5 protein-coding genes are annotated in these 7,281 nt (G+C 66.2%); 4 read left to right on the forward strand and 1 reads right to left on the reverse strand.

What is annotated here, in order from left to right:
- The first annotated feature begins 2 nt into the window (after positions 1-2).
- Positions 3-1,700: a BatD family protein gene (locus VGM71_RS00870; protein WP_331541869.1), complete on the forward strand. Its 1,698-nt coding sequence runs from the start codon at positions 3-5 to the stop codon at positions 1,698-1,700.
- An 89-nt stretch (positions 1,701-1,789) separates the two neighbouring features.
- On the opposite strand, the gene VGM71_RS00875 is transcribed toward VGM71_RS00870, so the two are convergent.
- Positions 1,790-2,296 (reverse strand): O-acetyl-ADP-ribose deacetylase, encoded by a 507-nt coding sequence (locus VGM71_RS00875; RefSeq protein ID WP_331541870.1) that lies wholly within the window; start codon positions 2,294-2,296, stop codon positions 1,790-1,792.
- Positions 2,297-2,356: 60 nt separating this feature from the next.
- On the opposite strand from VGM71_RS00875, the gene VGM71_RS00880 reads away from it, so the two are divergent.
- The 3 genes from VGM71_RS00880 to VGM71_RS00890 all read left to right on the forward strand — a co-directional run bounded on the left by VGM71_RS00880 (position 2,357) and on the right by VGM71_RS00890 (position 7,197).
- Positions 2,357-2,833 (forward strand): MarR family transcriptional regulator, encoded by a 477-nt coding sequence (locus VGM71_RS00880; RefSeq protein WP_331541871.1) that lies wholly within the window; start codon positions 2,357-2,359, stop codon positions 2,831-2,833.
- 118 nt (positions 2,834-2,951) lie between these two features.
- Complete coding sequence (locus tag VGM71_RS00885) at positions 2,952-4,085, forward strand: efflux RND transporter periplasmic adaptor subunit (protein WP_331541872.1); 1,134 nt, start codon at positions 2,952-2,954, stop codon at positions 4,083-4,085.
- A 10-nt stretch (positions 4,086-4,095) separates the two neighbouring features.
- Positions 4,096-7,197 carry an efflux RND transporter permease subunit gene (locus VGM71_RS00890; RefSeq protein WP_331541873.1) on the forward strand — a complete coding sequence of 1,034 codons (3,102 nt, stop codon included), beginning with the start codon at positions 4,096-4,098 and terminating at the stop codon, positions 7,195-7,197.
- Positions 7,198-7,281: the final 84 nt, after the last annotated feature.

Genomic DNA, 7,281 nt, shown 5'->3' on the forward strand with positions numbered 1-7,281 from the left:
GAATGCGCGGGATCCTGCTGGGACTGGTACTGGGATGCCTGCCGTTGCTGGCCTGGGCACAGGCCGCCCCGGTGGCGTCGCTCGACCGCAGCAAGGTCGGCGTGGGCGAAACAGTCACGCTGAACATCGAGATCGGCGATCAGGCGACGGATTCGCCCGACCTTTCGCCGCTGACGCCCGACTTCGTCGTTCTTGGCACCTCGACGAACCACACGTTGAGCATCATCAACGGTCGTCGCGAATCGACGACGATCCTCGGCATCGCGCTGCGCCCGCGTCGCGAAGGCCACCTCACCATTCCGGCGCTGTCGATCGGCGGCCAGGAGACACAGCCGGTGTCGCTCGATGTCGTGGCGTCGAGCGATACAGGCGCCGTGGCTGCGGATCGTCCCATCGTGCTCGAGGGCAAGGCCGATCCGGTGCAGGCTTATGTGGGCCAGCAGATCGATTACACGTTGCGCCTCTACTTCGCGGTGAACCTTGCTGACGGGCAGTTGGGCGATCCGTCGGCGGAGGGTGCGGAGGTGCGTCGCATAGGCCAGGACGCGAATTACCAGACCATGCGCGGCGGCCGCCGCTTCAACGTGGTCGAGCGGCATTACGCGATCTTCCCGCAGCATGCCGGCATGCTCGAGATCCAGCCGCCCACGTTCCAGGGTACGGCCGTGGATCCGACCGACGCGAATTCATTCTTCGGCGCCGGCGAACCCGTTAACGCCGTGGCCGACAAGCTACGGATCGACGTGCAGGGACGTCCGTCTTCCGCGACCGAGGGTGCGTGGATTCCCGCCCGTGACCTCAAGCTGTCGCTCGATGGATGGCCTGTGGATGGTAAGGGGCGCGTAGGCCAGCCGATCACGCTGACCATGCACCTGTCCGCCACCGGCATGCCGTTCGAAGCATTGCCCGCACTGTCGCTGCCGAAGCTCGAGGGCGCGGACGTTTATCCGGACAAGGCCGTCACGGGTGGAGGCAACAGTGGCTCCTGGGTCACCGGCCGTCGTCAGCAGGGATTCGCCGTGGTGCCCACGCGCGCGGGCACGCTGCACATCCCGGGGACCACGCTGCACTGGTGGAACGTCGTCACAAACAAGCCCGAAGTAGCCACGGTGCCGGCGCACGATATCGAAGTGGGAGAGGGTGCGGCGGTGCCATCCGCATCCACCGCGGGAGCGGCTGCGGCGAAGGCGCCTGCCGATGCCTCGCCCGCACCGGCTCCAACGGCCGGTGGCGTGGCCCCATCGTCTCCTACTCCGGCTGGCTTCCCATGGCGCTCCCTGTTCATCGGCATGCTCGTGCTGTGGCTGCTGACGCTGGCGGCATGGGTTCTCGTCGCTCGCAGAGGCCGCTTCCGTCAGGCGGAGGCGCCGATCGTCGCGTCCGATGGTCCCACCCGCGAGCGCCCGGCACACGACCTGTTCCTCAAGGCGGCGTCGGGCACCGACCCCGTGGCGATGGAGCGCAGCCTGCTTGGGTGGGCGCGCACCGTCCGGCCGTCCGTCCGCTCTCTGGGCGACCTGTCCGGCGCCTTGCGCGAGGGGGCCCAGCCCGATGCGATCGCCACGTTGCAACGCGCCCGCTTTGCAAGCGGAGACACACCCGGAGCGATCCTGCGCGATGCCTTCGCGAAGGGCTTCGACTGGAAGCCCTCGTCATCGGCGAGGAGCGGCGACGGCCTGCCACCCCTCTACCCCAGGTAGGAGCGCGCGCCGCGCGCGACAGCTTTTCGCGAAGAGGCCCAGGCCCTGTTGCTCAAAAGCCCAAACGCTGTCGCGCGCAGGGCGCGCTCCTACGTCAGGGCCTTGTAGATCCGCGTCATCCGGGCGCCGAAGGTGCAGAACACCACCCGCTCCGGCCCCCACGCGGCTTCGCGGATCGTCCGGACGGCTATTTCCGCAGCGGCTTCCGCCGGGTAGCCATAGATCCCCGCGCTGATGGCGGGGAAGGCGATGGATTTCACGTCCTCGTCGCGCGCGAGTTTGAGGCAATTCTTATAGCAGTCGGCCAGAAGGCCAGGTTCGCCATGGCCGCCCCCGTGCCAGACTGGCCCGGCCGTGTGGATGACGAAGCGCGCGGGCAGGGCGAAGCCGGGGGTGATGCGAGCCTCGCCAGTAGGGCAGCGAACGCCCTTACGCACTTCCGGCAAAGCCCTGCAGGCGGCCAGCAAGGCCGGTCCGGCGGCACGATGGATCGCCCCGTCGACACCTCCGCCACCCAGCAGGGATTCATTCGCGGCATTCACGATCGCGTCCACCGTCAGGGTGGTGATATCCGCTTCAATCACTTCGAAATACATAAGAAAAAACCACCTATGACGGTCGCACGGCATTTGGCTACGATGTCCGTGACAATCTAAATGATCCACCCCAAAGCCATGGCCGAACTCAAAGTCGAAGATATCTCGTTCGCATTCCTCATGAACGACGTGACCTTGCTCTTCCGCAAGCACTTCGATCGACGGGCCGTGCGCTTCGGACTGACCCGCGCCCAGTGGCGTGCCTTGAAGGCGCTGCACCGCCGCCCCGGCATGCGCCAGAACGAACTGGCCGAACAGCTGGACATGGAGCCCATCGCCGTGGGTCGCGTCATCGATCGCCTGCAGGCGGCAGGCTTCGTCGAGCGCCGCGCCGATCCAAAGGACCGTCGCGCCTGGCGCCTTCACGACACCGACCAGGCTCGGGGCGTCATCGACAACATGGAGGATATCGCCCGGGGTCTCCGCCGGGATGCCACCCGGGGTATTTCGACGACGGATTTGCAGACCATGCTGGCCGTGCTGGATCGCATGAAGGAAAACCTCCAGGGCCTCGACGGTCCTGGCGAGGAAAGCTGAATCGCAGTCAACCGATCGTCGGCAGGTGCGTTAGCTTCCGTGGATAACCGTCCCTGAAACCAGTCCACGCCTCCCCAGCGTGGCGACCGAACCCCCAAGGATTCGGCCGGAGCCCCACATGCAGCGATCCCCCGGGAAGAAACTCCTACTCATCGTCGTCCTCGTGGTCGTCGCCGCCGTCGTTTTCGGCATGTGGCGGCATGAGGCCGATGGCAAAGCCAAGCGTACCCCCGACAAAGGGCAGGCGGCAGGTGTCCCGGTCACCACCGCGGTGGCGACGCGTGGCGAGATCGACCTGTCCCTCAAGGTGATTGGACGTGCCGAGGCGTATTCGACGGTGAACGTCCGTTCCCGTGTCGATGGACAGCTAGAGTCCCTCGCCTTCACGCCCGGCACCCATGTGAAGAAGGGCGACCTGCTGGCGAAGGTGGATCCCCGCCCCCTGCAGGCCGCTTACGACGAAGCCATGGGCAACGTGGCTCGCGATCAGGCCCAACTGGTCAAGGCCGAGGCCGACCTGTCCCGCTACCAGAACATGCTCGGCAAGGGTTTCGTCAGCCGGGCGGACTTCGACCTCTACAAGGCCAACCTCGGCGTGGCCCGTGCCACTCTCGAGAGCGATCGTGCCGCAGCGCGCGCCGCGAAGACGATGCTGGATTTCACCACCATCGTCGCGCCCTTCGATGGCGTGACCGGCGCACCGCTCGCTTATCCGGGGGCCACCCTGAGCGCCGACACCACCGACATCGTGGTGCTCAACGAGGTGGACCCGATCCGCGTCGCCTTCTCCATCCCCGAAGACAGCCTCGCCGCGGTGCGCAACAGCGTGCGCCGAGGGCCGCTGCCGGTGCACGCGAAGATTCCCGGCGACGACGGCACCCCGCTGGACGGCGAGCTGGAATTCATCGACAACACGGTGGACGCCACGACCGGCACCATCGTGTTGAAGGGTCGCTTCGAGAACGCGGACGGCCGGCTGACGCCGGGCCAGTTCGCCGAGGTGACCCTGCCCACCACGCGTCTTTCCGACGCCGTGAGCATCCCCGTGGTGGCCTTGCAGAGCTCCACGGCCGGCACCTTCGTCTTCGTGGTGAAGACGGACGGCACCGTGGAACAGCGTACGATTACCACTGGCGCGACCACCGCGGACCGCGTGGTCGTCGACAAGGGCCTGCAGGCCGGTGAACGCGTCGTCACGGAAGGCCAGATGTTGCTCGTCGACGGCGCCCGCGTGCGCGTCGACAAGGGTTGAGGGCCCACCCATGAACTTGCCGGAACTCTGCATCCGCCGGCCCGTGATGACCACACTGCTGATGTCGGCACTGGTCATCTTCGGCATCGCGGCCTACCCGAAGCTGCCGGTCAACGAGTTGCCCAACGTCGACTTCCCGACGATCAACATCAGCGCCAGCCTGCCCGGCGCCTCGCCGGAAACGATGGCCTCGTCGGTGGCCACGCCGCTCGAGGCGCAGCTCTCGACCATCGCCGGCATCGATTCGATGACCTCGTCCAGTTCGCTGGGCTCGACGGCCATCACGGTCACCTTCGCCCTGGACCGCAGCATCGACGGCGCGGCTCAGGACGTGCAGGCGGCCATTTCCGCCGCGACGCGCCAGCTGCCGCGCGAGATGCCCACGCCGCCCACCTACCGCAAGGTGAATCCGGCCGACGCGCCGATCCTCTACCTCACCATGCAGTCGTCGACGCTGCCCCTGTCCACCGTGGACGACTACGCCGAAACCGAACTGGCCCAGCGCCTGTCGATGGTTGACGGCGTAGCCCAGGTAAACGTCTACGGTTCGCAGAAGTACGCCGTGCGCATCGCCGTCGATCCCGATCGGCTGGCTGCCACCGGCATCGGCGTGGACCAGATGCGCGACGCCATCGCGGCCGCCAACGTGAACAAGGCCACGGGCTCGCTCAACGGTAAACGCCAGCTGCTCTCGATCCGGTCGGACGGCCAGCTGATGCGCGCGGCGGATTACGGGCAGGTGGTCGTCGCCTATCGCAACGGTGCGCCCGTGCGGCTGTCCGACATCGCCACGCCGCGCGACAGCGTGCAGGACGACCAGAAGGCAAGCTGGTTCAACGGCTCGCGCTCGATCACCCTCGCGATCCAGCGACAGCCGGGCGCCAACACGGTGGAGACGGTCGACAATATCCTCGGCCTCTTGCCGGGCTTCACGGCGACGCTGCCCCCATCGGTGAAACTGAGCGTCATGTACGATCGCTCGGAGTCGATCCGCAATTCCGTGCATGACGTGCAGTTCACGCTGGTGCTCGCGGGCATCCTCGTGGTGCTGGTGATCTACCTGTTCCTGGGCAATGCGTCGGCCACGCTCATTCCGGCCGTGGCGCTGCCCATTTCAGTGCTCGGCACCTTCGGGGCCATGTTCGCGCTCGGCTACAGCCTGGACAACCTGTCCCTGCTGGCGCTGACGCTCGCGGTGGGCTTCGTCGTCGACGATGCCATCGTGATGCTGGAAAACATCATGCGCCACATCGAGGCGGGCGAAGTGCCTTTCGATGCGGCGGTGAAGGGTGCCGGCGAGATCGGCTTCACCATCTTCTCGATGACGCTGTCGCTGGTGGCCGTGTTCATCCCGGTGATGTTCATGGGCGGCATCGTCGGCCGGTTGTTCCACGAGTTCGCGGTCGTCATCAGCGTATCGATCCTGATCTCCGGCTTCGTTTCGATCACGCTGACCCCGATGCTGTGCAGCCGCTTCGTCAAGGCTCACCTGCACGACAAGCGCAGCTTCATCGTGGTGTGGTTCGATCGCGGGTTCACGGCCGTGTCGAACGGCTATACGAGTTCGCTCGCCTGGGGCATGCGTCATCCACGGACCGTCGTCGGCGTGTTCGCCCTCAGCCTGGCCGCGACAGGCGTCCTGTTCGCGATCACGCCGAAGGACTTCATCCCCGCGGGAGACAGCGGGCAGTTGCGCGTGACCACGGAAGGCCCGACGGACATTTCCTTCGCCGCGATGGCGGCTCGCCAGCAGGCGCTGGCCGCCATTGCGCAGAAAGACCCGAACGTCGAGGCGGTGATGTCCAGCGTGGGCGCCGGCGGCTCGCGCTCGACGGTGAACAACGGTTCCTTGCTGCTGCGCCTGAAGCCGAGCGACGAGCGCGGGGGCACGACGCCGGACGAGATCATCCAGGAACTGCGGCACCGGTTCTCCGAAGTGCCCGGCATCCGTACCTACATACAGAACCCGCCGGCGATCCAGGTGGGTGGTCGCCAGTCGAAGGCGCAGTACCAGTACACGGTGCAGTCCACCGACCTGAATGCGTTGTACGACTGGTCCGGCAAGCTGGTCGCCGCGTTCCAGAAGCTGCCGGGCTTCCAGGACGTCACCACCGACCTGGACCTCAACAGTCCGTCGATGGTAGTCACGGTGAACCGCGACAAGCTCGCGCCGCTCGGCCTCACCATGGACCAGGTGCAGACGGCGCTGGGCACGGCGTTCGGCGAGAACCAGATCTCCACGATTTACGGCTCGGCCACGCAATACTGGGTGATCCTGCAGGTGGAGCGCCGTATGCAGGACGATCCCGCCGTGCTCTCCCGCCTCTACGTGACTTCGGACAGCGGCAAGCTGATCCCGCTGAATACGGTGGCTAGCTTCCTGCGTAAGCCGCAGGTGCTCACGGTGAACCACCAGGGCCAGCTGCCTGCGGTCACGGTGTCGTTCAACCTCGCGCCGGGCGTGTCGCTGAGCGACGCGGTGGCAAGCATCGACCGCGCGACCACGGAAATGAAGCTGCCGCCCACGCTTAGCGGTGCTGTGCAGGGCACGGCGCAGGCCTTCCAGGATTCGGTGAAGGGCATGGGCCTGCTGCTCCTGCTGGCCGTGTTCGTGATCTACCTCGTGCTGGGCATCCTCTACGAGAGCTTCATCCACCCGCTGACGATTCTCTCCGGCTTGCCGGCCGCCGCGGTGGGTGCGCTACTCACGCTGGTGATCTTCAACGCGTCGCTCGACCTGTTCGCCTTCGTCGGCATCATCATGCTGGTGGGCATCGTGAAGAAGAACGCGATCATGATGATCGACTTCGCGCTGGAACGTCAGCGCGAAGAAGGCATGGCGCCGTTCGATGCGATCTACGAGGCGTGCCGCGTGCGTTTCCGCCCGATCATGATGACGACGATGGCGGCCTTCGCGGGCACGCTGCCCATCGCGCTGGGTATTGGCGCGGGCGCGGAAACCCGCCGCCCGCTTGGCCTGGCCGTGGTGGGTGGCCTGGTGGTATCGCAGATCCTGACGCTCTACCTCACGCCGGTGATCTACCTGTACATGAACCGCCTGCAGGACAGGCTGGCCCCGGCGAAGAAGCTCGAGGCCCAGTCAGCGTCGTAGGAGCGCGCCTTGCGCGCGACAGATTTTTCGTGAGAAAGCAGCAGGTCCTGAGGCTTTTGGCGAAAATCTGTCGCGCGCAAGGCG

The organism is Luteibacter sp. (genome assembly GCF_036499525.1).
Classification (GTDB): domain Bacteria; phylum Pseudomonadota; class Gammaproteobacteria; order Xanthomonadales; family Rhodanobacteraceae; genus Luteibacter.

Bases quoted from the DNA above. Each gene is read 5' to 3' on its own strand.
- VGM71_RS00870 (WP_331541869.1), top strand. From the start codon at position 3: ATGCGCGGGATCCTGCTGGGACTGGTACTGGGATGCCTGCCGTTGCTG.
- VGM71_RS00875 (WP_331541870.1), bottom strand. From the start codon at position 2,296: ATGTATTTCGAAGTGATTGAAGCGGATATCACCACCCTGACGGTGGAC.
- VGM71_RS00880 (WP_331541871.1), top strand. From the start codon at position 2,357: ATGATCCACCCCAAAGCCATGGCCGAACTCAAAGTCGAAGATATCTCG.
- VGM71_RS00885 (WP_331541872.1), top strand. From the start codon at position 2,952: ATGCAGCGATCCCCCGGGAAGAAACTCCTACTCATCGTCGTCCTCGTG.
- VGM71_RS00890 (WP_331541873.1), top strand. From the start codon at position 4,096: ATGAACTTGCCGGAACTCTGCATCCGCCGGCCCGTGATGACCACACTG.